20 protein-coding genes are annotated in these 21,273 nt (G+C 66.1%); 8 read left to right on the plus strand and 12 right to left on the minus strand.

Translation table 11 applies throughout. The features are described from left to right. Positions 1-10 precede the first annotated feature (10 nt). The 3 genes from VOI27_RS00635 to VOI27_RS00645 all read right to left on the minus strand — a co-directional run bounded on the left by VOI27_RS00635 (position 11) and on the right by VOI27_RS00645 (position 4,627). Positions 11-2,044: a capsular polysaccharide biosynthesis protein gene (locus tag VOI27_RS00635; RefSeq protein ID WP_323763339.1), complete on the minus strand. Its 2,034-nt coding sequence runs from the start codon at positions 2,042-2,044 to the stop codon at positions 11-13. A gap of 5 nt (positions 2,045-2,049) precedes the next feature. Next, positions 2,050-3,219 carry a polysaccharide biosynthesis/export family protein gene (locus tag VOI27_RS00640; RefSeq protein WP_323763340.1) on the minus strand — a complete coding sequence of 390 codons (1,170 nt, stop codon included), beginning with the start codon at positions 3,217-3,219 and terminating at the stop codon, positions 2,050-2,052. Positions 3,220-3,316: 97 nt separating this feature from the next. Beyond that, positions 3,317-4,627, minus strand: a complete 1,311-nt coding sequence (locus VOI27_RS00645; RefSeq protein ID WP_323763341.1) for a capsular biosynthesis protein — start codon at positions 4,625-4,627, stop codon at positions 3,317-3,319. Positions 4,628-4,708: 81 nt separating this feature from the next. Between VOI27_RS00645 and VOI27_RS00650 the strand changes: the two genes are divergently transcribed. From VOI27_RS00650 to VOI27_RS00680, 7 genes are all read left to right on the plus strand, one after another. Then, positions 4,709-5,296 (plus strand): riboflavin synthase, encoded by a 588-nt coding sequence (locus tag VOI27_RS00650; RefSeq protein ID WP_323763342.1) that lies wholly within the window; start codon positions 4,709-4,711, stop codon positions 5,294-5,296. Positions 5,297-5,405: 109 nt separating this feature from the next. After that, positions 5,406-7,379: an ATP-binding protein gene (locus VOI27_RS00655; RefSeq protein WP_323763343.1), complete on the plus strand. Its 1,974-nt coding sequence runs from the start codon at positions 5,406-5,408 to the stop codon at positions 7,377-7,379. Between the two features lie 116 nt (positions 7,380-7,495). After that, complete coding sequence (locus VOI27_RS00660) at positions 7,496-8,125, plus strand: ATP-dependent Clp protease proteolytic subunit (protein ID WP_323763344.1); 630 nt, start codon at positions 7,496-7,498, stop codon at positions 8,123-8,125. Positions 8,126-8,250: 125 nt separating this feature from the next. Continuing rightward, entirely contained in the window at positions 8,251-9,516 is a 1,266-nt protein-coding gene (gene clpX / locus VOI27_RS00665) for an ATP-dependent Clp protease ATP-binding subunit ClpX (protein ID WP_323763345.1), read from the plus strand. A 96-nt stretch (positions 9,517-9,612) separates the two neighbouring features. Further along, positions 9,613-9,996 (plus strand): NADH:ubiquinone oxidoreductase subunit NDUFA12, encoded by a 384-nt coding sequence (locus tag VOI27_RS00670; protein ID WP_323763346.1) that lies wholly within the window; start codon positions 9,613-9,615, stop codon positions 9,994-9,996. Positions 9,997-10,006: 10 nt separating this feature from the next. Next, on the plus strand, positions 10,007-10,459 hold the full coding sequence (gene mlaD / locus VOI27_RS00675; RefSeq protein WP_323763347.1) for an outer membrane lipid asymmetry maintenance protein MlaD: 453 nt from the start codon (positions 10,007-10,009) through the stop codon (positions 10,457-10,459). Further along, the gene (locus VOI27_RS00680; protein ID WP_323763348.1) at positions 10,456-10,812 is read left to right on the plus strand and encodes a DUF2155 domain-containing protein; all 357 of its coding nucleotides are present in this window, start codon (positions 10,456-10,458) and stop codon (positions 10,810-10,812) included. Before mlaD ends, VOI27_RS00680 begins: the two co-directional genes overlap by 4 nt. Here VOI27_RS00680 and aat read toward each other — a convergent pair. From aat to VOI27_RS00725, 9 genes are all read right to left on the minus strand, one after another. Continuing rightward, on the minus strand, positions 10,779-11,426 hold the full coding sequence (gene aat / locus VOI27_RS00685; RefSeq protein WP_323763349.1) for a leucyl/phenylalanyl-tRNA--protein transferase: 648 nt from the start codon (positions 11,424-11,426) through the stop codon (positions 10,779-10,781). The two genes, VOI27_RS00680 and aat, sit on opposite strands and share 34 nt — an antisense overlap. Before the next feature lie 4 nt (positions 11,427-11,430). Further along, entirely contained in the window at positions 11,431-12,777 is a 1,347-nt protein-coding gene (gene accC, locus VOI27_RS00690) for an acetyl-CoA carboxylase biotin carboxylase subunit (RefSeq protein WP_323763350.1), read from the minus strand. Positions 12,778-12,787: 10 nt separating this feature from the next. Continuing rightward, positions 12,788-13,273: an acetyl-CoA carboxylase biotin carboxyl carrier protein gene (gene accB / locus VOI27_RS00695; RefSeq protein WP_323763351.1), complete on the minus strand. Its 486-nt coding sequence runs from the start codon at positions 13,271-13,273 to the stop codon at positions 12,788-12,790. Positions 13,274-13,494: 221 nt separating this feature from the next. Beyond that, complete coding sequence (locus tag VOI27_RS00700) at positions 13,495-13,974, minus strand: hypothetical protein (protein WP_323763352.1); 480 nt, start codon at positions 13,972-13,974, stop codon at positions 13,495-13,497. 197 nt (positions 13,975-14,171) lie between these two features. Continuing rightward, positions 14,172-14,927, minus strand: coding sequence for an ABC transporter ATP-binding protein (locus tag VOI27_RS00705; RefSeq protein WP_323763353.1), 756 nt, complete (start codon positions 14,925-14,927; stop codon positions 14,172-14,174). A gap of 78 nt (positions 14,928-15,005) precedes the next feature. Beyond that, positions 15,006-15,764 carry an ABC transporter ATP-binding protein gene (locus tag VOI27_RS00710; protein ID WP_323763354.1) on the minus strand — a complete coding sequence of 253 codons (759 nt, stop codon included), beginning with the start codon at positions 15,762-15,764 and terminating at the stop codon, positions 15,006-15,008. 12 nt (positions 15,765-15,776) lie between these two features. Continuing rightward, on the minus strand, positions 15,777-16,994 hold the full coding sequence (locus VOI27_RS00715; protein ID WP_323763355.1) for a branched-chain amino acid ABC transporter permease: 1,218 nt from the start codon (positions 16,992-16,994) through the stop codon (positions 15,777-15,779). Between the two features lie 4 nt (positions 16,995-16,998). After that, positions 16,999-18,030: a branched-chain amino acid ABC transporter permease gene (locus VOI27_RS00720; protein ID WP_323763356.1), complete on the minus strand. Its 1,032-nt coding sequence runs from the start codon at positions 18,028-18,030 to the stop codon at positions 16,999-17,001. A 102-nt stretch (positions 18,031-18,132) separates the two neighbouring features. Further along, the gene (locus VOI27_RS00725; RefSeq protein ID WP_323763357.1) at positions 18,133-19,479 is read right to left on the minus strand and encodes a substrate-binding protein; all 1,347 of its coding nucleotides are present in this window, start codon (positions 19,477-19,479) and stop codon (positions 18,133-18,135) included. 223 nt (positions 19,480-19,702) lie between these two features. Between VOI27_RS00725 and VOI27_RS00730 the strand changes: the two genes are divergently transcribed. Then, on the plus strand, positions 19,703-21,016 hold the full coding sequence (locus VOI27_RS00730; protein WP_323763358.1) for a helix-turn-helix domain-containing protein: 1,314 nt from the start codon (positions 19,703-19,705) through the stop codon (positions 21,014-21,016). The last annotated feature ends 257 nt before the right edge of the window (positions 21,017-21,273 follow it).

Raw genomic sequence — 21,273 nt, forward strand, 5'->3', positions numbered from 1 at the left:
GGAGAAGCGCTCAGCGGCGCCAGAGATGCGCCTGGCTGGCGAAGGCGCCCTGCAATTTCGACAGCAGGCGGTTGGCCATGCCGGGGCCGGGCAGGGCGCCCTCGGCCAGTCGGTTCACCACCACCTCCGGCGGGCAGGGCAGCCCGGTGACGGGGTCGTAATACCGCGGATAGGCGATCAGCGTGGCATGCACCAGCGCATCGAGCGAGGGCCGCGCACGGCGCCGCTCGGGGACGTCACCCAGATCACGGGTCAGCCCCCAGCCGGCATAGAACGGCACGCCAAGGGTCGTCACCGCCACCTCGCGCAGCAGCGCCTCGAAGCCCAGCAGCGAGGTCAGCGTCCAGACCTCCTGCACCTGATCGAGCAGCGCCACCGGGTCGGCGCTCTCGAGAACCAGGTCGGCCAGCTCCCGCGCCTCTGGCACCGCGCCCTGGCGCAGACCGGCCTCCACGTCGGGGTGCGGCTTGTAGAGGATCACCGCCTCGGGGTTGGCCGCGCGCGCCGCCTCGAGCAGCCCGCGGTTGGTGCACAGCACGCCGCAGCCGGTGCGGATCGAGGCATCGTCCTCGACCTGTCCCGGCACCAGGATGCGGTGGCCCTCGGGCAGGTCGGGCGCGGCGCCGCGCAGGTTGTACTTGCTCAGCCGCGCCTTGAGGATGTCGCGGCGCAGCCCGTAGGCGCGGTGCAGCTGGTCGGGGCGCAGCGCCGCGCTGTCGGATATCAGCCGCTCCAACCGGCTCTCGCGGCGCGGATCGTAATAGATGCCCAGGTCATCGGCCACCAGCGACAGCGGCGGCACCAGCGCGGCGCCCAGCCCGCGCGAGCGCAGGAAGCCATCCTCGACCCGCACCACATCGTCCTGCGCGCCTGCCTTGCCGGCCCAGGCCATGCGGCGGCGGCCCTCGGTCTCGGCCAGGCTGCGGGCCTTGGCAGGGTCCTCCTCGAACACCATCGGCCGGGCGTGGCCAAAGACCTTCTGCAGCGGCCGACGCTTCCACAGACGCATGCCCGAAGCGACCCAGCCGCGGTGATCCTCGCGCCAGGCGCGGGTCTGCGCCTCGAAGGTGTCGAGCGCGGTCTCGATCTGGCAGAGCCGGTCGCCGTAGGGGTCGTACCACTTCGGATAGAGGATCATCGCCGCGGCAAAAAGCTGGTGCCGGGTCAGCCTGCGTTCGCGGCGGGGCACCGGGTTTTCATCCGCCGTCAGCCCCCAGCCGGCATAGAACGGCTGGCCGAAGACCCGCGGGCGGTGGCCCGCGAAAATTGCCTCGAAGCCCATCTGAGACGACACCGTATAGACCCCGACCGCGCCCTCGAAGAGCCGCCAGGGGCTGACCGGATCGCTCAGCAGGGTGATGCGGTCCGTGCCGTCGGCCTCGGTGAAATGCCCGGCGCGCAGCCCCCGCGCGGTCTCGGGGTGGGTCTTGATCACGACCGGCGTGCCCGGATGCTCTTCCTGGGCAAAGACCAGCATCTCCTGGAACTGTGCCCGGCCGGCGCGCGAGGCCCGCACCGAGGCATCGCCGCGGGTTTGGTCGATCACCAGCACATAGCCCGGCGCCGGGGCGGGGGCCGTGTCATCGAAGCCGCTGTACTTGGTCAGATGGGCTGCCTTGATGCGGGCGATGGCATCGCAGGCGCGGGTCATCAGACCGGCATCGTCGAGCGGCGCCTGCGCCAGCAGGCGTTCCAGGTCGCTGACCTGCGCCGGGTCGAAATGCACCCCGCCGTGGTCGATCATCAGCCCCAGCGGCGGCTCGTGACCGGCGCGGCCGGGCTGCAGCGAGCGCAGGAAGGCGTCCTCGATGCGCAGGATCGCGGCGCCGCGGCGGGCGGCCACGGCCTCGCCGCGATGCGCGGTCGGGCTCTGGCCCCAGAGGCCCACAAGGTCGTCGGGGCCGGGCAGGCCGAGGCGAATGTCGTAGCCCGCGAGCGTCAGCATGCGGCGCAGGCGGCGCTGGGTCAGGAACCCGCCGTTGTAGACATAGAGACGCCGGGGCCTTTCGGTCCCGGCGTCCCTGTCGTCGGTGCGGGCCGTCACGCCGGTCAGCCGCCGGTCAGGTCGCCAGAGGCCAGCGCGCCGACCGAGGTCGCGGTCGAGGTCAGCGTGGTGACCGCACCGAGGCTGCCGGTGAGGGCGGCGATGGTCTTGCTCCACTGTGACAGCGGCGCTTCGGTGACATAGAGCAGGTCGTCGTCGCGGATGATGAAGTCGCGCGCCATGAACAGACCGTTGGGTTCGGTCAGGTCGAGCACGTAGACCATCCGCTGCGGGCCCTGCAGGTCGTCGCGGCCAAGCACGTTTTCGGCAATGACCTCGGCCTCGTTGCGCAGCACGAAGACGCCGGTCGGATCGGCCGAGCTTGCGAGCAACCCGCCGACCTGGGCGATGGCCTCGACCGCCGAGAGGGTCTGGGTCTCGAAGGGCACGCGCGATTGCGCGCCGGTGGCGCCGAGGGCGACAAAGGCGCGGGTATCTTCCTCGATCAAGATCTTGTCGCCGCCGCGCAGGGCGATGTCCATGCGGGGATGGGCGTAGAGGTCCTCGAACCAGATCTTGCCGGTGTGACCGCCCCGGGTGACGGTGATCTGCGCGATCTCGGGCTCGATCGTCACGCCGCCGGCGCGCGCCATCATCGACGACAGGGTGCGGGTCGGCCGCTCGATGGCATAGACGCCCTGGGCGCCCACGGCACCGACGATCGACACCGTGGCGCCGTCACCGGCCTCGCGGCGGATCTCGACCTGCGGATCGGGGGTCTGTTCTTCGAGCTTGCGGGTGATGATGCGGCGCACCGCCTCGGTGGTGTTGCCGGCAGCCTTGATGCGGCCCGCGTAGGGCACAAAGATGAAGCCAGCGCCATCGACCTGCACGGTCTCGAGAATGGTGGAGGAGCCGGTTTCGCCCGCCAGCAGCCCGTCATCGACGTTTTCCCAGATCGTCAGCCCCATCGTGTCGCCCGGGCGGATCACGTCGGAGCCGATGACGCCGGCGGTCTTGAAACTCTCCGAGAAGCCCAGCGCCGGCACCACGCCGGTGGCGCGGGTCACCCGGTCATTGACACTGACGACAAAGGCATCGCCCTCGCGCTGCACCGATCCGGCGAAGATCTCGCTCTTGTTCGGGCCGGAGCGCGGCAATCCGCAGGACGCCGCGAACGATACGGCAAGAAGCAGGGCCACGGAACGGGCCCATCGTGTCTGATGGTTCTTCACTGCTCGGTCTCCTCGACCTTGTCGTTATGCTGCCTCAGCTTTTTGCGGTAGGCTACGGGAATCCGTATCTAAAAGCCAGAGGGCGCACCGACAGGGGTCAGGTCACCAGCCGCAACTGTTGCCGCGGGGCCGCGGTGCCGGATTTAAATCCGTCATAGGGATCTTCGGGTGACAGCATCATGTCGACCACCAGCCGCAGCAATTGCCGGCGCCCCTTGGAGGAGTAGAAGCCGCCGGGCACCTGGCTGGTTTCCAGCAGGTAGCGGCGATAATCCTTGTACGCCCGGTTGTCGGGCCGGTCTGGCGCCGCAAAGAATTCCTTGAGCGGCTGCATCGAGACGAACTCGGGCTTGGCATAGACGGCGCGGCCGAAGACACGCAGCGGAATGCCGCGCCAGAGCACCTGCTGGCCGGCGGTGGAATTGACCGTCACCGCGCTGCGGGCGTCATTGAGCAGCGGCGCCAGCTTGCCGCCGCGGACGTAGTGCACCCGTCCGGTGACGCCGAACTTCTCGGCCAGGCGCCTGAGCTCGCGGCGGATGTTGGTGCGGCCGTTCTCCAGCGGATGCGCCTTGAACACCAGGTGATGGTGGCCCGGCGCGCCCTGTGCGAAGCCTTCGACCACCAGTTCGAGAAACTCGGTCATCCGCTTGAACGGCGAATGTTCGAGGAACGAGGCGTCATGTTCCAGCTGCAACAGGCAGAGGTGATAGGGATAACCGCCGTGGCGGATGCCGAAGGTCGAGGCGCGGCGCTCGAGCGCGTGCAGCGGCATCAGCAAGAGCCGCTTGAGATAGAGCGCGAATTCCATCGTCACCGGCAGGTCGCGATGGGCCCGGAAGTTGCGGTAGTCGCCGTTTCGGAACATCACGAACCAATGGTAGAGCGCGCCGTAGAACACGTGCTGGCGGGTGTCGCCCCAATGGCCCGGCGGCAGCGGCGCCTCCATGTCAGACAGCTGCAGCGCCTGCTGCATCTCGTCCACCGGCATCTCCATCAGCCGCGAATGGCCGTTCGATCCACCACGCTCGTAGGTCACCCAGTAGGGGCGCATGTAGCCCTCTTCAAAGACATGCACGGTCAGCCCGCGGTCGCGCGCGATCCGCACCGCCTCGGCATGCACCGCACGGGTGTCGCCATAGAGCACGATGTCGGTGACCTGCTTGTCGGCGATCAGCCCGGCAAAGGTCTCGGGCCAGTCCTCGGGCGCGCCGGTGTAGGGAATGAAGCTCTTGGGATGGAACCAGAACGCCCGGTCGCCGGCGTTGAACCCCACCCGCCAGACCTGCGCCCCGGTCATCCGCAGCATCCGCCCCAGCCGGTGGAAAAACGGCCCGTGCGGACCCTGCAGGAACAGGAAGACCCTTTTCTCTCCGGCGCCGTTGCCCATCAGGCGGAATTCCCTCATACGGTTTTTTGACGGGCCATGGGTAGCAAGCCATCTGGACGAAAATATGGCCGAAAGCAGCACAAGCGGCGAGGGAAAACGATGTTTACCGGGATCATCACCGACATGGGCCGGATCGCGGCTCTGGAGAAACGCGGCGACCTGCGGGCGCGGATCGCCACCGGATATGACACCGCGACACTCGAGATCGGCGCCTCGATCGCCTGCGACGGGGTCTGCCTGACGGCGGTGGCGCTGGGCGAGGGTTGGTTCGATGTCGACATCAGCGCCGAGACCGTGTTGAAGACCAATCTCGACCTCTGGGCCGAGGGGCGGACCATAAACCTCGAACGCGCGCTCAAGGTCGGTGACGAGCTGGGCGGGCATATCGTCTCGGGCCATGTCGACGGTGTGGCCGAGATCGTGGGCATCCGCGCCGAGGGCGATTCGACCCGGCTGACCCTGCGCGCGCCCGAGACGCTGGCGAAATACATCGCGCCCAAGGGCTCGGTGGCGCTCAACGGCACCTCGCTGACGGTCAACGAGGTCGAAGGCTGCGATTTCGGCATCAACGTCATCCCGCACACCCAGCAGGTGACGACCTGGGGCCGGGCGGCAGAGGGCGACCGTGTCAACCTCGAGATCGACACCCTGGCGCGCTATGTCGCGCGGCTGCGCGACTGGGGCTGAGGGCGGAAAACGGCGGCAATTCGCGGTGAATTGCAAATTTAACATCTTGGCAACCATGGGCGGCTAGCCTCTCCCGAAAGCATGACCTTTCGGTTGGCGGAGCCTGTCGATGATACATGAGTTGAAGATACATCGGGTGAACCTGCGGTCGGCCCACCGGCCGGACTGGACGAATTTCCTTGCGGCGCTGCCGCTGCTCTGGGCGCTTGCGGTGCTGGGCCTCGGCTGGGGTCTGGGCTTTGAAAGCGTGGTACGCTTGCGGGCCGATCTGCCGGCGATGGTGCCGGAAACGGCGCTGGCGCTGGTCTTTGCCAGCATCGGCACGCTGGCGGTGATCAACCGCTGGCCCCCGGTGGTGGCGAGCCTGGCGGTGTTGGCGCTGTGGGCGGTGGTCGGCGCCTATTTCGTCGAGCCGGTGATGCGCCGCGGGGGGCTCGAGGCCAGCGATGGCATGGCCTGGGCCACCGGCTTCTGTCTGCTCGGGCTTGGCGTCGCGGTGGCAGCCATGGCGGTGCCGGTCCCCGGCGCGCGCACCGTCGCCATCACCGCCGGCGGGCTCTGCGCGCTGATCTCTGGCACCGCGCTGATGGCTCATGCGCTCTCCACCGCTTCGGTGCGTGACGTGCTGGGGTTCAAGGAAATGTCAGTGCATACCGCCGCCGGCATCTTCCTGCTCAACCTGTCGCTGGCGCTGTCGAACCGCGAGAGCCCGCATTTCCGCGGCCTGCTGGGCCCGCGCCGGCAGAGTGTGATCCTGCGCGCCTCGCTGATCCTCTCGGTGCTGGGCGTGCTGGCGATCGGCGAGCTGACCCGTTTCATGACGCTGCGGGACTGGATCACCCCGGATTTCCGGCTGGTCTTCCTGTGCAGCGCGATGATTGCCCTGCTGGTGGCTTCGGCGCTGGTCGTCGGCTTCCAGATCGACCGGCTGGAGGACAAGAAGAAACGGATCTCGGCGCTCGAGAACGCCTCCGACCGCGCCCTGCAGAACATCGAGATCAACAGCGCCCGCGACGAGAACCTGCGCATCCTTGGCCAGATCGTGGCCGGCGTGGCGCATGATTTCAACAACGCCCTCACCGCGCTGCGCGGCAATCTCGAGCTGATGGAGATCGATCCCGCAGGCTCGGCCAAGTACCTGCGCGAGGCAATCAATGCCGCCGACCGGGCCTCCGGTCTGACCAGCCAGCTGCTGGAGTCCGGCCGCCAGTCGCGCGGGCAGGGCGGCGAGGGAGATGTGGTCTCGATCGCCGAACAGGTGGTCGACCTGTTCACGCGTGTGGCACCGACCAATATCTCGGTCACCCTGACGGCTGAGTCCGGCATCCTGGGCCGGGTCAGGCTCGACGATGCCACGCTGGAACGGGCGCTGCTCAACCTTCTGGTCAATGCGCGCGACGCCATGCCGGCGGGCGGCGAGCTTCAGGTCTCGATCGCGCAGAAGACCCTCACCGAGGATGAGACCGCCAGCTACAACCTCGGCGCCGGTCTGGCACCGGGCGCGCATCTGGTCATCGAGGTCAGGGACACCGGCACCGGCATGGACCAAGCCACGATGCGCAAGGCGGTGCAGCCCTATTTCACCACCAAGGGCGCCGGCAAGGGCAGCGGCCTGGGCCTCGCCTCGGTCAACGGCGTCTGCCAGCAAAGCGGCGGCGGGCTGCTGATCGACAGCACCGAGGGCGAGGGCACCGCGATCACCATGGCGCTGCCGGTCGACAGCCTCGAAGAGGCCGGGCCCGCCCCGGCCGAGGAGAGCGCGCTGCCGGTCGACATCCTGCTGGTGGCCGATACCGGCCGGCGCAACCGGGAATTCCTCGGCTACCTCAACAGCCAGGGCCGCAAGGTCCGCCAGGTGGGCACCGAGCAGGAGGCGCTCGACAGCCTCGATGGCGCCAGGCTGCCGTCGGTGGTGCTGATCGACGAAGGCCGGTTCGGCGGCATCGACGGCGACCAGATCCGCGCCGACATCGAACGCCGCTTTCCCGACCTGCCGGTGGTCTATGTCGGCGACTACGGCGAAAGCCGCTTTGGCCGGCCCGCCCTGCCGGAGGCAGAGGCGCGCAAGCTGGCCGTCGCCTGAGCCCCGGTGCGCCGGCAGCTTTTCCCCGCCGCCCCTTGCAGCCCTCCAAGCCCATGACTAAGACTCTGGTCATTCCGGAGGGGGTACAAACCCCAGAGCACAAGAGGCAGGCTGCGATGCGCGACCCGATTGAGACCTACATGAACACGCTCGTCCCCATGGTCGTCGAGCAGACGAGCCGGGGCGAACGCGCCTACGACATCTTTTCCCGCCTGCTGAAGGAGCGGATCATCTTCGTCTCCGGCCCGGTGCATGACGGCATGTCGTCGCTGATCGTGGCGCAGCTGCTGCACCTCGAGGCCGAGAACCCGTCGAAAGACATCTCGATGTATATCAACTCGCCCGGCGGCGTGGTGACCAGCGGCCTGTCGATCTATGACACCATGCAGTACATCAAGCCCAAGGTTTCGACGCTGGTGATCGGTCAGGCGGCCTCGATGGGTTCGCTGCTGCTGACCGCAGGCGAAAAGGGCATGCGCTTTTCGCTGCCCAACTCGCGTATCATGGTCCACCAGCCCTCCGGCGGCTACCAGGGCCAGGCGACGGACATCATGATCCACGCCGAGGAGACCTTGAAGCTGAAGAAGCGGCTGAATGAAATCTACGTGAAGCACACCGGCCAGACCCTGAAAAAGGTGGAAGCCGCGCTCGAGCGGGATAACTTCATGTCTCCCGAGGATGCGAAGGACTGGGGTCTGATCGACGAGATCGTGGAAAACCGCGCCAAGGCTGGCGCCGAAGAATAACCAGGGGGCGGCAGGGGGCATTTTGCAATTGTGACCCCCTGCCGCCTGTCCTAAGCTGGGTGAAAGCCTGTGGCGGTGGTGAGCGCAGCGTCACAAGAGCACAGACAGGCTCCGAAAGGTAAGACATGGCGACGACAACCGGCGGTGACAGCAAGAATACCCTCTACTGCAGCTTCTGCGGCAAGAGCCAGCACGAGGTGCGCAAGCTGATTGCCGGACCGACGGTGTTCATCTGCGATGAATGCGTCGAACTCTGCATGGACATCATTCGCGAGGAAACCAAATCGGCCGGGCTCAAGAGCTCGGACGGGGTGCCCACGCCGAAAGAGATCTGCCAGGTGCTCGATGACTACGTGATCGGCCAGGCGGTCGCCAAGCGGGTGCTTTCTGTCGCGGTGCACAACCACTACAAGCGGCTGAACCACGCGGCGAAATCCGGCGACATCGAGCTGCAGAAATCCAACATCCTGCTGATCGGCCCCACCGGCTGCGGCAAGACGCTCTTGGCGCAGACGCTGGCGCGCATCCTCGATGTGCCGTTCACCATGGCCGATGCCACGACGCTGACCGAGGCCGGTTACGTCGGCGAGGATGTCGAGAACATCATCCTCAAACTGCTGCAGTCGAGTGAATACAATGTCGAGCGGGCGCAGCGCGGCATCGTTTATATCGACGAGGTCGACAAGATCACCCGCAAGTCGGAAAACCCTTCGATCACCCGCGACGTGTCGGGCGAAGGCGTGCAGCAGGCGCTCTTGAAGCTGATGGAGGGCACCGTGGCCTCGGTGCCGCCGCAGGGCGGCCGCAAGCATCCGCAGCAGGAATTCCTGCAGGTCGACACCACCAACATCCTGTTCATCTGCGGCGGCGCTTTTGCCGGCCTCGACAAGATCATCGCGGCCCGCGGCAAGGGCTCGGCCATGGGCTTCGGCGCCGATGTGCGCGACAATGACGACCGCGGCGTCGGCGAGGTGTTCAAGGATCTCGAGCCCGAGGACCTGCTGAAATTCGGCCTGATCCCGGAATTCGTCGGTCGTCTGCCAGTGCTGGCGACGCTCGAGGATCTCGACGAAGATGCCCTGGTGACCATTCTGACCAAGCCCAAGAACGCGCTGGTCAAACAGTACCAGCGGCTGTTCGAGCTTGAGGACACCACGCTCTCGTTCACCGACGAGGCGCTGGTGGCGATCTCCAAGCGCGCCATCGAGCGCAAGACCGGCGCCCGCGGGCTGCGCTCGATCCTCGAGGACATCCTGCTCGACACGATGTTCGAACTGCCGGGGATGGAGAATATCGACGAGGTGGTCGTCAACGAGGAGGCGGTCAATTCCGACGCCGCGCCGCTGATGATCTATGCCGACGCGGAAAAGACACCGGCGACGGCGGGCTAGTCACGCGGTGGCCGGGCCTTAGCCCGGCCGTCGTCTTTGCGGCTGGATCTTTGCCCACCGGTGCTCCATACCGGTGGCAACAATTCGGAGGCTTCCATGGGTATCCTGAACACGCTTCTGCGCGCCGTGACATGGTGGAACGGTTCGACGCTGAACACCCAGCTCTACACCCGCCGCAACGGCGTTCAAGTGGGCGAGGACGATCAGGGCAACGTCTATTTCGAGACCCGTGACGGCAAGCGCCGCTGGGTGATGTTCAACGGCGAGGTCGAGGCCAGCCGGGTGAACCCGGAATGGCACGGCTGGCTGCACCACACCTTCAAGGAACCGCCGAGCACACGGCCGCTGCTACACAAGACCTGGGAAAAGCCGCATCAGGAGAACCTGACCGGCACGCCGCTGGCCTATGCGCCGGCCGGCTCGCTGCGCCGGGTCGAGCCTGCGCCGCGACAGGACTACGAGGCCTGGACGCCGGAATAAGGCCGCTCACATGTCTGAAAACAAAGCCGAAGTTCTCGTCGGCGGCGCCGTCCTTGCGGTTGCCCTCGGCTTCCTGGTCTACGCCGGTCAGGCCGCCGGGCTCGCCCAAGGCAGCCAGGGCTATCCGCTGCAGGCCAGTTTTCGCTCGCTCGAGGGCGTTCAGGTCGGCACCGACGTGCGGCTGGCCGGCGTCAAGATCGGTGCGGTGACCGAGGTCGCGCTCAATGCCGAGACCTTTCGCGCCGACACCGTGTTTTCCGTCGCCGAGGGCATCCGCATCCCCGATGACAGCGCGGTGGTGATTGCCCAGGAGGGGCTGCTCGGCGGCAACTTCGTCGAGATCGTGCCCGGGGGATCGCCGTTCTATTTCGAACCGGGGCAGGAGATGGAGGACACCCAGGGCGCGGTGAGCCTGATTTCGCTGCTGCTGAAATTCGTCTCTGGCGGAGAGGACACCCGATGAAACAGCTGATCCTGGCCGCGGCTTGCCTGGCTGCCCTGCCGCTTGCCGCGCAGGAGCCCGCGACCCGCGGCACCGGCGCGGTACTGCGCGGGCTCGACAAGGTGTCGGGCGAGACCACCGATCTCGAGCTGGCCAATGGCGGCGTCACGGAATTCGGCAACCTGCGCATCGACATGACCGAATGCCGCTACCCCGAGGGCGACCCGTCGGGCGATGCCTTCGCCTTTCTCAACATCTGGGAAACGGGCGCCGATCAGCCGGTATTTTCCGGCTGGATGATCGCCTCGTCGCCGGCGCTCAACGCGCTCGATCATGCCCGTTACGACGTCTGGGTCATGCGCTGCAGCAGCTGATCGGCGCGCGCCAGGGGCGGCGCCTGAAAAGATGCCTCCTGTGAGGTCGCGGCGCGCAGCCGGCGGTGATACTCCGAACGCGCCACCTCTACCGCGCCCAGAGAGGCCAGGTGATCGGTCAGGAATTGGGTATCGAAGAGGCTGAAGCCGCCCAGGCGCAACCGGTCGACCAGGTAGGCCAGCGCCATCTTGGAGGCGTCGGTGCGACGTGAGAACATCGATTCGCCGCAGAACAGCCCGCCGATCGCCAGCCCGTAAACCCCGCCAACCAGTGCATCCTCCTGCCAGATTTCCAGGGAATGGGCGTGGCCATGCGCCTGCAATACCTGGAAAACCTCGAAAATCGGCGGGTTGATCCAGGTCTCGTCGCGGGCCGCGCAGGCCTGCATGACCTCGGCGAATGCGGTGTTGATCCGCATTTCGTGCGGCGTACGACGCAGCCTGCGGGCGAGCGAGCGCGACAGGTGGAACCCCTCGAGCGGCAGGACGCCGCGGCGGCGCGGATCGACCCAGAACACCTCCGGGTCGTCGCGCCGCTCGGCCATGGGAAAGATGCCCGCGGCATAGGCCTGAAGCACCAGGTCAGGGTCCAGCGCATGGGCCGGATCCGTCACGCGATCAGCCCAGGTTGCGGGCCAGCCACTTTTCGAGCCAGTGAATGTTGTAGTCGCCAGACAGGATCGCCGGCTCGTGCAACAGCTCGTGGAACAGCGGGATCGTGGTGTCGATCCCGTCGACGATCAGCTCGCCCAGAGCGCGGTGCAGACGCGCCAGCGCCTCTTCGCGGTCGCGGCCGTGCACGATCAGCTTGCCGATCAGGCTGTCGTAGTAGGGCGGGATGGAATAGCCGTCATAGAGCGCCGAATCCATCCGCACGCCAAGGCCGCCGGGGGCGTGATACTGGGTGATGCGGCCGGGGCAGGGCGAGAAGTTCGGCAGCTTTTCGGCGTTGATCCGCACCTCGATGGCGTGGCCGTTGATCTTCAGGTCATCTTGCGTGAAGGACATCGGCAGGCCAGAGGCGACGCGGATCTGTTCGCGCACCAGGTCGACGCCGAAAATGCCTTCGGTCACCGGGTGTTCGACCTGCAGGCGGGTGTTCATCTCGATGAAGTAGAACTCGCCGTCCTCGTAGAGGAACTCGATGGTGCCGGCGCCGATGTAGTTGATGTTGGCCATCGCCTCGGCGCAGATCTTGCCGATGCGGTCGCGCTCTTCCGGCGAGATCGAGGGGCCGGGCGCTTCTTCGAAGACCTTCTGGTGGCGGCGCTGCAGCGAGCAGTCGCGCTCGGCCAGGTGCACCGCCTGGCCCTTGCCGTCGCCAAAGACCTGGATCTCGATGTGGCGCGGTTTCTGCAGGTATTTCTCGATATAGACTTCGTCGTTGCCGAAGTTCGATTTGCCCTCGGCGCGGGCGGTCATGAAGGCGCGCTCCATGTCCTTGTCGGAAGTGGCGACCTTCATCCCCTTGCCGCCGCCGCCGGCGGTGGCCTTGATGATCACCGGATAGCCCATCTCCTGGCCCAGCTTTTTCGCGGTGGCGAGGTCGGGCACGCCGCCTTCCGATCCGGGCACGCATGGCACACCGAGCTTGATCATCGTGTCCTTGGCGGTGATCTTGTCGCCCATGATGCGGATGTGCTCGGCGGTGGGGCCGATGAAGGTGAGGCCGTGATCCTCGATCACCTGCACGAAATTGGCGTTCTCGGACAGGAAGCCATAGCCCGGGTGGATCGCCTGGGCGCCGGTGACTTCGCAGGCGGCGATGATCGAGGGGATCGACAGGTAGCTCTGCGGCGAGGGCGGCGGGCCGATGCAGATCGATTCGTCGGCCATGCGCACATGCATCGCGTCGGCATCTGCGGTGGAATGCACCGCGACGCTGGCGATGCCCATTTCACGGCAGGCGCGGATCACCCGCAGGGCAATCTCGCCACGGTTGGCAATCAGGATTTTATCGAACATCTGTGGCCCCTTACTCGAGGATCACGAGCGGCGAGCCAAACTCCACCGGGTCGCCGTCGCCGACCAGGATGCGGGTGACCTTGCCGGCACGGGGCGCAGGGATGTGGTTCATGGTCTTCATCGCCTCGACGATGAGCAGGGTGTCGCCCTCGGAGACGGTGTCGCCCACACTGATGAAGCTGGGCGCGCCCGGTTCGGCCTGCATGTAGACGGTGCCGACCATCGGCGAGGCCACGGCGCCGGGGTGATTGGCCGGGTCGTTGGCATCGCTGTCGGCGGCGGCAGGTGCGGCGGCGGCCGGGGCGGCGGCCACAGGCGCCGGTGCGGCAACCTGAACCGGCGCGGCGACCGGCGCGGCGCGGCTGACACGCACGTTCAGGCTGTCATCCTCGCCGTACTCGCGCTTGACCTGAAGCTCGGTCAGGTCGTTGTCGTGCAGAAGCTTTGCGAGCGCTTCGATAAAGGTCACATCGGCGTCATGCGTATTCTTCGTCATTCTCGTTTCCACCCGTTGTTGTGCCCCGCGGGCCGGTCTTGTGCCATCTCGGCCCGAGGTTGCTTATAGGCCAGCGAAACGGTTGTGAAAAGCGATCAAACCGGCCATCGGCAAGTGTGTAACCTGCCGATAACGCGGTTCGTTGGGGAAAAACAGGGGGTGGTGCAGAGATTTTCGCCCTTCTCGCGGCGGGCGCCGCGGCCCGGGTCCACAGGCGGGGCTCAGACCGCCTTGCTCAGCGCGGGTTCCGGCGCCTCCGGGGTCGAGACCGCGGCGTAAAGCGTGCTGACCGGGCTGTGCGGGGGGGGCGCCGGCGCCTCCGGCTCCGCAGGATCCGCCGGCTTAGGGGAGAGGGCGGCGAGGATCTGGCCGAAGTCAACCGGGTCTTCGGTCGGGGCGGTGCCGGCGGGGGTCTGAGCGCGCGCTTCTTCGGCGAGGCGTTGTTGCTGCTCTTGCAGCATGGTGTTGATCTTGAGCTGAAGGATGGTCGGCGGGGCGGTGGCCGGCTCTTGGCCACGGGCGGCATGCCGGGGCGTGTCTTGGCCGGTGGAGCGGTCGCTGCGGGCATCGCCGGCCTCGGCACCGGGCTTGGCCGCTGTGACGCGGGTGTCGGCCTGGCGCCGCTCCAGATCCTGCGGCAGGGCGGCCGGATGTCCGGTGGTATGCGGTGCCGAAAGCGGCAGAACGGCGGTAAACATCATTCTCAGCTCCCGAGGTGAGTGGTGACAGGATCGTGTGACTGTCTGAAGAATGATGAAAAAGCCTTAACGCAGCCTTAACAGGCGCCGCCCGCACGGGAGGTTCTCCTTAAAACCCTATTAATCAAGAAAGGTGGAAAAAGCCGCGCCCGCCGGGGTGCAGGGGCGCGGCCGAAATCGTTACCAACCCCGTAACGCGATCAGATCGCGAGATATTCCGCCCTCAGCTCGTCGTTCTCGAGCACCTCGGCGGCGGTGCCGTCGAAGACGATGCCACCGGTGTCGAGGATCACCGCGCGGTCAGCCAGTTCCAGCGCCCGCACTGCGTTCTGTTCGACCAGGATCGTCGTCATGCCCTGCGACTTGATATGCATCAGGGTCTTTTCGATCTCGTCGACGATCACCGGCGCAAGCCCCTCGTAGGGTTCATCGAGCAGCAGCACCTTGATGTCACGCGCCAGCGCCCGGGCAATCGCCAGCATCTGCTGCTCGCCACCAGAGAGCGTCACGCCCTCCTGCTTGCGGCGCTCGCCGAGCCGGGGGAAGAGATCGTAGAGCCGCTCGAGCGACCAGCCGATCGGCGGCGCGATCTGCGCTAGTTGCAGGTTCTCCTCGACCGTGAGGCCGGGGATGATGCGGCGGTCTTCGGGCACCAGCCCCAAGCCGTTGGCGGCCGCTTCATGGCTCGCCATCAGGTGCAGCGGCTGGCGGTCGAGCCAGATTTCGCCCTGGGTGACCAGCGGCGAGCCGATCCGCGCGATCGAACGCAGGGTCGAGGTCTTGCCGGCGCCGTTGCGGCCCAGCAGCGCGAGGATCTCGCCTTCGTGCACGTTGAAACTCACGCCCTGGACGATGTAGCTCTCGCCGTAATAGGCATGCATGTCCCAGACCGAGAGAAAGGCCGGGGCGGTTTCCGCCCGATTGGCGTTCTTTGAAAAATCCGGTTTGATGGTCATCTTGCGCTCCCCGCCCCGGACTTGATCCGGGGCCTCATGGCGGTGGAGGCCCCGGACCTGGTCCGGGGCGCGGTTGGATCAGGCGGCACTTTCGCCGAGATAGGCTTCGCGGACCTTGGGATGGCCCTTGATCTTGTCGGGCGTGTCCTCGACCAGCGGCGTGCCTTGGGCCAGAACGGTGATCCGGTCGGCCAGCGAAAACACCACGTGCATGTCGTGCTCGATGATGGCGATGGTGATGTCGCGCTCCGCCTTGATCTGCTTGAGCAGGTCGATGGTGTTGTTGGTATCGGCCCGCGCCATGCCGGCCGTCGGCTCGTCGAGCAGCAGCAGGCGGGGGTTCTGGCTCAGGCACATGGCGATCTCGAGCCGCCGCTTGTCACCGCGCGACATCGAGGCGGCATGCATGTGGCGCTTGTCGGCGAGGTTCATCTCCGACAGCATGTGCTCGGCCTGTTCCAGAACGTCCTTCTGGGCAAAGACGTTGGAAAAGGCGTTGAGTTCGAAGGCCCCGTCGCGCTTGGCGAATATCGGGATCATCATGTTTTCCAGCACCGAGAGATCGCCGAAGATCTCGGGCGTCTGGAAGACGCGGGAGATGCCCATCTGGCAGATCTGGTAGGGGGTGCGTCCGAGCACCGACTGGCCGTCGAACATCACCGATCCGGTGTCCGGGATCAGCTTGCCGATCAGGCAGTTGAGCAGCGTCGACTTGCCCGCCCCATTGGGGCCGATGATGGCGTGGCAGGTGTTTTCCTTGATGCTCAGGTTGACGTCACCCAGCGCCTGCAGCCCGCCGAAGCGCTTGCCGACATCCTTGACTTCGAGAATACCCATGTCGTTCGCTCCTTATTCCGCGGCCTTGCGCTGCCGGGCGGCATCGGCCTCGGCATCGCTGGATTTGATGTCACGGCGGCGGAACAGCCGTCCGACGCGTTGGCCGCCTTCGACCAGCCCACCTGGCAGGAAGATCACCACCAGCATGAACAGGATGCCCAGCGTCAGGTGCCAGCCCTTGCCGACAAAGGGATGCACCAGCGCGACCATCACTTCCTCGAGCCCGTCGGGCATGAAGGCAAACCAGCCGTGCAGCACGTTGTCGTTGAGCTTCGAGAAGATGTTCTCGAAATACTTGATGAAGCCCGCGCCCAGCACCGGCCCGATCAGCGTGCCGGCGCCGCCGAGGATGGTCATCAGCACCACCTCGCCAGAGGCCGTCCATTGCATCCGCTCGGCGCCCGCAAGCGGGTCCATCGAGGCCATCAGCCCACCGGCGAGCCCGGCATACATGCCCGAGATCACAAAGGCCGCCAGGGTGTAGGGGCGGGTGTTGAGCCCGGTGTAGTTCATCCGCTGCTGGTTCGACTTCACCGCCCGCAGCATCATGCCGAAGGGCGAGCGGAAGATGCGGATGGCAAGGTAGAAGGCCAGCAGCATGAAGATCGCGCAGAGGTAGTAGCCGACGTTGAAGGTAAAGGCCCAGGGCCCGATCACCATGTCGAAGGAGGACCGCATCTCGACGCCCGGCAGGATGTTGGTCACCGGGATCGAGCCATCGGCGCGGGCGGTTTCGCCCAGGATACGCGGATCATCCAGCGTCAGTTGCAGCCCGGTCTCGCCATTGGTGATCGGTGTCAGCACCGAATAGGCGAGGTTAAAGGACATCTGCGCGAAGGCCAGCGTCAGGATCGAGAAGTAGATGCCCGAACGGCGCAGCGAGATGAAGCCGATGAGCAGGGCGAAGAGGCCCGCCACCACCACCGAAAGCGCGATCGCCGGCAGCACGTTCATGCCCAAGAGCTTGAACACCCAGACCGCCGAGTAGGATCCGACCCCGAGAAAGGCCGCATGGCCGAAGGAGAGATAGCCGGTCAGCCCGAAGAGGATGTTGAAGCCGATGGCGAAGATGCCGAAGATCACGAAGCGCTGCATCAGGTCGGGATAGCCCGCGTTGAACTGCGCCATGCCTGAACCGGCCGGGAAGGGGTTGAGGATGAAGGGCGCGAACAGCGCCATCACCGCGACGATCAGCAGAAGCTTGGTGTCTTTGTTGTCCAGTCCGAACATGCGCTTAGTCCTCCATCACGCCTTTGCGGCCCATGAGGCCCCGAGGGCGCGTGAGCAGAATGATAATCGCGACCACATAGATGATGATCTGGTCGATGCCGGGCAGGATGGATTTCACCTCGTTCATCGAGGCAAAGCTCTCGAGGATGCCCAGCAGGAACCCTGCCAGCACCGCGCCGGGCAGGCTGCCCATGCCGCCCACGACGACGACGACGAAGCTCAGCACGAGGAAATCCATGCCCATGTGATAATTGGGCGAGTTGATCGGCGCGTACATCACACCTGCCAGCCCCGCCACCGCGGCGGCGACGCCGAACATGATGGTGAACCGCTTGTCGATGTTGATGCCGAGCAGACCCACGGTCTCGCGGTCGGCCATGCCGGCGCGGACCACCATGCCGAAGGTGGTGAACTGCAGGAAGGCAAAGACACCGCCGATGATGATCGCCGAGAAGGCGAAGTAGACCAGCCGCCAGTAGGGGTAGATGATCGCGTTGGGATCAAACCCCAGCAGCACGCCGAAATCGAACGAGCCGCGAAACACATCCGGCGCACCGGTGGGGATCGGGTTGGCGCCGTAGAAATACTTGATGATCTCCTGCAGAACGATCGCCAGTCCAAAGGTCACGAGGATCTGGTCGGCATGGGGACGCTTGTAGAAATGCTTGATCAGCCCGCGCTCCATGATGAAGCCGATGGCGATCATGATCGGGATGGCAAACAGGATCGCGAGCGGCACCGACCAGTCGATGATCGCGGCACCGGTCTCTGGGCCGAACCAGCTCTCGACATAAGGTACCTTGACCTTCAGCGGATTGCCGAGAAAGTCGGTCTGGGTCTCGTCGATGGTCTCGTAGCTCAGTGACAGGATGCGCTGCAGCGTCACGGCGCAGAAGGCGCCGATCATGAACAGCGCGCCATGGGCGAAGTTCACGACGCCCAGCGTGCCGAAGATCAGCGTCAGCCCCAGCGCGATCAGCGCATAGGCCGAGCCCTTGTCCAGGCCGTTTAGAATTTGCAGGAATATTGCGTCCATTGTTCCACCCCTCGCGGATACATTGGTGGCGCGCCCGGACGCTGTGGCCCGGGCGAACGGTGAAGGTGGGCATTGCTGCCCACCCTAGGTCTGCGGTGCGGTTTAAGCGCCCGGGTTGCACGACCCCAGCTGACCACCGGCGAACATCGGGTGATCGGGGGCGTATTCCACCTGTGCGCGGGGGGTGACTTCGACCACTTCGAGAAGGTCGAACTCCGAGGTCGGGTTTTCCTTGCCGCGCACCACGAGCACATCCTTGAAGCACTGGTGATCTTCGGCGCGATAGAGCGTCGGGCCGTTGCCCAGGCCGTCGAACTCGTAGCCTTCGAGCGCCTCGACCACCGCGCAGGGGTTGAAGCTGCCGGCCCGCTGCACGGCATCGGCATAAAGCAGCGTCTGCACGTAGCAGGTATGCGCCGCCTGGCTCGGCGGGAAGCCGTATTTGGTGCCGAAGGATTTCACGAAGGCCTTGGAGCCCTCATCCTGCAGCGACCAGTGCCAGTTGGTGGAACCGTGGATGCCCTTGACGTTCTCGCCGGCGCCCTTGGCCATCAGGCGCGAATAGAGCGGCACGACGATCTCGAAGTTCTTGCCGTTGACCTGTTTCTCGCGCAGGCCGAACTGCACCGCGTTGGTCAGCGAGTTGACCATGTTGCCGCCGTAGTGGTTCAGCACCAGCACATCGGCACCGGAGTTCAGCACCGGCGCGATATAGGACGAGAAGTCGGTCGCGGCGAGCGGCGTCTTGACCTTCTCGACGGTCTCCCAGCCCATCGCCTCGGTGGCCGAGGCGATCGATTCCTCCTGGGTCCAGCCCCAGGTGTAATCGGCGGTCAGGTGATAGGCCTTGCGGTCCGAGCCGTAGAGTTTCTCGAGCACCGGCGCCAGCGCGGCGGCCGACATGTAGGCGTTGAAGAAATGGCGGAAGCCGTTGGCCTTCTTGTCCTTGCCGGTGGTGTCGTTGGAGTGGGTCAGACCGGCCATGAAGATCACGCCCGCCTCCTGGCAGAGACCCTGGACCGCCACCGCCACGCCCGAGGACGAGCCGCCGGTGATCATGATCGCGCCGTCCTTCTCGATCATCGACTTGGCCGAGGCCCGCGCGGCGTCGGACTTCGTCTGGGTGTCGCCGGTGACATATTCGACCTTCATGCCGTTGATGCCGGTGCCCTCGAGCGCCTTCGAGGAGAAGGTGCTGAGCATGCCGCCGTCGCCTTCGCCGTTCAGGTGCTCGACCGCCAGCTCATAGGCGCGCAGCTCGTCGGCGCCCTCATCGGCATAGGGGCCGGTCTGCGGCACGTTGAAGCCCAGCGTGACGGTGCCGCCGGAGGGTGCATTGGTATAGCCCGAATGGCTGGCGGCAGTCAGGATCGTGGGCAGCGCGAGACCGCCGGCGGTGACAGCGCCGGTGCGCAGCACGCCACGGCGCGTGAAGTTCGAATTGGACATGGAAATCCTCCCGTTTGATGATTGGTGTCCCTCGGGGCTCCTCTTCCCAGGGACACACGGCACTTTTCGTGCAATGTCATTATCGCGGCAGCACAGAAAATTTCGCAACAAGGGCTTTATGCGGAACGGTTTTTTTGTAAATAAATGGACAATGCAGCGGCAGAAATTGTAAAGAAGTTTTTCTGCACTGCAGAACGCCCTTGAAACTGCCGGGGAAATGCCCATGGCCCGCGACACTCTGACAGGCACCCGTATCCGCGAGCGGCGCACCGCCCTCGGGCTCAAGCAGGCGGCGCTGGCCGAGGCGGCGGGCATCTCGGCCTCCTACCTCAACCTGATCGAGCACAACCGGCGCAGAATCGGCGGAAAACTGCTGCTCGCCATTGCCCGCATTCTCGAGGTCGAACCCTCGGCGCTGGTCGAAGGCGCCGAGGTGGCGCTGATCGCCGCCCTGCGCGAGGCTGCCGCCGCGCGCCCCGACCTCAAGGCCGAGCTCGACCGGATCGACGAGTTCGCCGGGCGCTTCCCCGGCTGGGCGGCGCTGCTGGCCGACAGCCGCAAGCGGATCGATGCTCTGGAACGCACGGTCGAGACCCTGACCGACCGGCTGACCCACGACCCGCATCTGGCGGCTTCGCTGCACGACATGCTCTCCACCGTGACCTCGATCCGGTCGACCGCCGGCATCCTCGCCGAGACCGGCGAGATCGAGCCGGAATGGCGCGACCGCTTCCACCGCAACATAAACGAGGACGCGCGGCGGCTGGCGGAAAGCTCGACCGCGCTGGTGCGATACCTCGATTCAGCCGACAGCGAGGCCAACCTGACCTCGCCGCAGGAGGAGGTCGAGGCCTTCCTCGAGGAGAACGCCCACCACTTTCCGGTGCTGGAAGAGGCCAGCCGCACGGTCGACGAGATCGTCGACGGCTCGGCCGCGCTCACCATGGCGGCCTCGCGGGATGCCGTGCGGCGCTATCTGACCCGCTATGCCCGCGACGTCAGCCGCATCCCGCTCGGGCCCCTGCGCGACTTCACCGCCAGCCACGGCTTCGATCCGGCCGGACTGGCACAGGCCTTCGACGCGCCGCTGGGCAGCGCGCTGCACCGGCTGGCGACCCTGCCGGCCGAGGCGGGCCTCGGGCCGCTGGGGTTGGTGATCTGCGATGCCTCCGGCACCTTGCTGTTTCGCAAGCCGCTCGACGAGTTCCCGCTGCCGCGGTTCGGCGCCGCCTGCGCGCTCTGGCCGCTGTTCACCGCGCTCACCCGGCCGGCGCAGCCGATCTACCGCCTGGTCGAGCAATCCGCCCGCGACGCCCGCCGCTTCGAGACCTTCTCGGTCGCCGAACCCACCGGCGGCATGCGCTTTGGCGACGTGGCGCGGATCGAGGCGGTGATGCTCTTCCGCCCCTCCTTCGCGACCGCGACCGCCGCACAGACCGGTCCCGCCCCGGTGCCGATCGGCGTCTCCTGCCGGATCTGCGCCCGCAGCGCTTGCCGTGCACGCCGCGAACCCTCGGTCCTGGCCGAAGGCCTCTGACCGACGCAGGCGCCCCTCTCATAAAGAAGCCCGGCAAAGGTTCTCCAATCCCGAAGAACACAGAACCGGCTCCCCAGCTTCATCTTGCCGGATAAACCTCCGGGGGAGGCCGCAGGCCGGGGGCAGAGCCCCCATCTCCGCCGCCAGCCCCCGGCGCCGCGCTCCCGTTTTGACAAAGCTTTTTGACTTGGCTCCGAAATCGGCGGATAACTGCCCGGCTGACAGTCTTGCACGACGCTGACCCGGGGAGGAGGATG

It is taken from the genome of Marinovum sp., assembly GCF_034669705.1.
Classification (GTDB): Bacteria; Pseudomonadota; Alphaproteobacteria; order Rhodobacterales; family Rhodobacteraceae; genus Marinovum.